This is a genomic window from Neptuniibacter sp. (genome assembly GCF_024231755.1).
GTDB lineage: Bacteria > Pseudomonadota > Gammaproteobacteria > Pseudomonadales > Balneatricaceae > Neptuniibacter.
In genome coordinates this window covers 1-3,567 of record NZ_JAAEQH010000063.1, presented here as the reverse complement: position 1 = coordinate 3,567, position 3,567 = coordinate 1, and the positions used below count along the sequence as shown (strand labels likewise).

Genomic DNA, 3,567 nt, shown 5'->3' with positions numbered 1-3,567 from the left:
CACTCTTCAAGCATAAGCTGTTTTAGAAATTCTGTCCCATTTTTAGGATCATTATGGCATGCCAGAACCTGACTACCCGCATGGGTTAGCTCATTTAAGCGACGAATAACCTTACGGTAATCCTTCTCAGCAACAAAACTTCCCGGCTGAAAGCTAGGCGGATCTATTACGATCAGATCGTAAGTTCCCAATTGACGGACTCTTTTCCAAGAACGAAACAGATCATAAGCCAGAAATGTAACTTTATCCCCCGGAAGACCATTCAGGCGGTGGTTATCTCTTCCCGTATTAATAGCGCCACGGGACATATCAACGTTAACCACGTGATCTGCACCACCCGCGAGTGCAGCAACCGAAAAAGCACATGTATAGGAGAAAAGGTTCAGAACTCGTTTCCCACCAGCATTGTGCATTACCCAGCGACGCCCTTCCCGCATATCCAGAAACAGACCGCTGTTCTGGTTACGTTGCGGTTTGACCTGATAAAACAGCCCCAGTTCCATCGTGTTCATCTGTTCAGGCACTTCACCCCAGGCAATATCCTGCTGGGACTCTTTACCACGGGAACGCTGCTGTACCACTAACGCTTCTATTTCTGGAACATTCCGCAGACACTGGGTTAATTCATTTACCCAATCAGGCTCCACTTCCTTGTAGAATCGAGCCACGGCATAAGGAGGAAACCAATCAATTACCAGGTGCTCAAATCCAGCGAAGCAATGACCTCGTCCGTGAAATATTCTGCGCGATTCACCCTTAGCAAGGTTAATCTGTTTCTTTACTTCTTCGAGAACCTGTTGCATAAATTTCCTGTGTAAAACCTGATGGTTATATCGCCGTAAGAAAGAGGTGCTAGATTATAGGCTTGGGTTATTTGATGCACCAGAATTTAACAGAACTTTACAACGGTTCAGGACTTGAAACTTTTAGTAAACACCCTTATCTAAGATTGCAGAATCACTTATTGAGCGAACTTTTATCATGATGCGAATTGGTCTTTTTCTTATTACAAACATTGCGGTACTGATTGTTGCCAGTATCACGTTGAACCTGCTGGGCGTAGAACATTACGTCTCTGGTGCAGGTCTGAATATGACAAGCCTGCTTATCTTCTGCGCGGTATTTGGCTTTGCCGGCTCATTTATCTCCCTGTTCCTCTCCAAAAAGATGGCAAAAATGTCCACAGGAACTGAGATCATTTCTCAGGCAAGAAACTCAGATGAACAATGGCTGTTGGATACAGTAGCTGAGCTAGCACAGGAAGCCGGTATCAAAATGCCAGAAGTAGGTATCTTCCCTGCTCAACAGGCAAACGCATTTGCTACTGGCTGGAATAAGAATGATGCACTTGTTGCAGTTAGCCTTGGTTTGCTACAGCGCTTCCAGAAAGAGGAAGTACGCGCGGTAATGGCTCACGAGATCGGTCACGTAGCAAATGGCGACATGGTTACCATGACACTGGTACAGGGTGTAATTAATACCTTTGTAATGTTCTTCGCACGTATCGCAGGCTATGCTGTGGATAGCTTCCTGAAAAGCGATGACGAAGAGAGCCAAGCAGGTACTGGTATTGGCTACTTCATCACAGTCATTGTCTTTGAAATTATCTTCGGCATCCTAGCATCGTTCATCGTCTCCTGGTTCTCCCGTTACCGCGAATACCGTGCAGACGAAGCAGGTGCACGCCTTTCCAGTAACCACGCAATGATTGGCGCACTACAACGCCTGAAAGCAGAATATGATATGCCTGATCAGATGCCAGGTCAGTTGACCGCCTTTGGTATCAGCAGTCACATGAAATCAGGTCTTATGGAACTGATGGCTAGCCATCCTCCACTAGACAAACGAATTGAAGCTCTGCAGAGAATGCAGTAACTATTAAATTAGCATGACTTGACTCGCCTGCTTTTCGATTAAAGCAGGCGGGATTAATCTCTATAGGCCCCGTATGCCATATCCAGAACGGGCCCATATTTTCTTTCCAATGTAGTTTTTATAAATCCATCCTGCTTCATCTCCCACAATACTTTCTTCCATCTTTCAATTTCTGCACGAGATACAGATTTATTTGTCGCTAGATAAAGCGGCCCTACAGTGTAAGTAAACGTTCTCCTTAAGTTCTGAAACATCCCAAGCTTTTTCGCGCTTTCAAATCCTAGAATATCCCAGATCAACCAACCATCAACCCGCCCCATGTTTAACATTTTAAGAATGGATTCATCATTTCCGGTATGAAAAAGATTAACATTCTCCAGCTGCATATTTTTGGTAATAACATCAGCAACTGATCCACTCTTTACAGCAACTCGCAAACCAGAAAGGTCCTTAATCGACTGGGGATTAGAACCTCCTTCTTTCTTAACCAGAAAGGTGAGGTTTAGCGGCATCAACTCAGCAATCCAGACATACTGATGTTCTCGGGGAGCAACACGCGTTAATGGAGCGATGCCGGCTCCTTGCTCGGATTTAGCAAACAGCTGCGAACGGCGCCAGGTTAAGGGCTGGAGTTTAATGTCACAATCAAGACGCCTTGCTGCTTCATTTAAAATTTCGGGGAATGCTCCCTCTACACCTCGCTCCGTAACCGTTGCCAACACTCCTGCGGGCAGGTAGATCGTCTCTAATGGCTGGGCATATACCTTAAAAGGGGCAATGAAGCTCAGAACCAATACATTCAGCAAAAATCTCATAAAATCCATCTCATCAGGTCTTCGCCATGGCCTCACCAGCAGAAACAGAACTTGTAGTCGACAGTTTTACTATCATTCAAAGCCTTGAGATTAAAAATGAGGATCATGAGCGAAAATGGGACACGGACATCATACCCTTTTATTTTACAGGGTTAAAAGCATCTTACTTTGCAGAGGTGACAGGAAATCTATCTAAGAGAAAAAACCACAGGTATTTCAACCCAAGAAGAAACCGCTTTACCTGCAACAACAGCAGGTTTTATTTGCCAGCCTGTTACAGCTTTAAGAGCCGCTTCATCCAGGCTTTCGTACCCACTACTTTTGTGTAGAACGACATCTTCATTTTGACCAAATGCGTCAACCAGAACTCTCACTAACACCGTTCCTTCCTGACGTTTTCTCTGAGCCTTACGCGGGTATTTGGGTGGTCTAGGCGTGCCTTGGTATTGTGGTGAGGTAACCACCTTATCCAGGACTCCATCAGTAACACCTTTCAAAAGTTCTGCGTCAGCCTTAACTACAGCATTTGCAATAAGGTCAGGTGCCGGTTTTGGTTCCGGTTTTGGTTCTGGTTTTGGTTCTGGTTTTGGTTCTGGTTTTGGTTCCGGTTTTGGTTCCGGCTTTGGTTCCGGTTTTGGTTCCGGCTTTGGTTCCGGCTTTGGTTCCGGCTTTGGTTCCGGTTTTGGTTCCGGCTTTGGTTCCGGTTTTGGTTCCGGTTTTGGTTCCGGTTTTGGTTCCGGTTTTGGTTCCGGTTTTGGTTCCGGTTTTGGTTCTGGCTTTGGTTCTGGCTTTGGTTCTGGCTTTGGTTCTGGCTTTGGTTCTGGCTTTGGTTCTGGCTTTGGTTCTGGCTTTGGTTCTGGCTTTGGTTCTGGCTTTG

General features: G+C 45.6%; 5 protein-coding genes. 2 read left to right on the top strand and 3 right to left on the bottom strand.

Annotated features, from left to right (window positions below):
- Window positions 1-803: class I SAM-dependent methyltransferase (locus GY843_RS03060; RefSeq protein WP_297306392.1), on the bottom strand; the 803-nt coding region annotated here is incomplete at its 3' end.
- Window positions 804-981: 178 nt separating this feature from the next.
- Between GY843_RS03060 and htpX the strand changes: the two genes are divergently transcribed.
- A complete protein-coding gene (gene htpX / locus GY843_RS03055) occupies window positions 982-1,875 on the top strand; it encodes a protease HtpX (protein WP_297306390.1) in 894 nt (297 codons plus the stop codon).
- A gap of 53 nt (window positions 1,876-1,928) precedes the next feature.
- Here the strand turns inward: htpX and GY843_RS03050 are convergent, their stop codons facing one another.
- Together GY843_RS03050 and GY843_RS03045 are read right to left on the bottom strand one after the other, a co-directional pair.
- The gene (locus tag GY843_RS03050; RefSeq protein ID WP_297306388.1) at window positions 1,929-2,690 is read right to left on the bottom strand and encodes an ABC transporter substrate-binding protein; all 762 of its coding nucleotides are present in this window, start codon (window positions 2,688-2,690) and stop codon (window positions 1,929-1,931) included.
- Window positions 2,691-2,878: 188 nt separating this feature from the next.
- On the bottom strand, window positions 2,879-3,154 hold the full coding sequence (locus GY843_RS03045; RefSeq protein ID WP_297306386.1) for an energy transducer TonB: 276 nt from the start codon (window positions 3,152-3,154) through the stop codon (window positions 2,879-2,881).
- Here GY843_RS03045 and GY843_RS03040 point away from each other — a divergent pair.
- On the top strand, window positions 3,126-3,567 hold a 442-nt coding region (locus GY843_RS03040), incomplete at its 3' end, for a hypothetical protein (protein WP_297306384.1). The two genes, GY843_RS03045 and GY843_RS03040, sit on opposite strands and share 29 nt — an antisense overlap.

Excerpts from the sequence above, each read along its gene's own strand:
- GY843_RS03050 (WP_297306388.1), bottom strand. The coding sequence starts at position 2,690 with ATGAGATTTTTGCTGAATGTATTGGTTCTGAGCTTCATTGCCCCTTTT.
- htpX (WP_297306390.1), top strand. The coding sequence starts at position 982 with ATGATGCGAATTGGTCTTTTTCTTATTACAAACATTGCGGTACTGATT.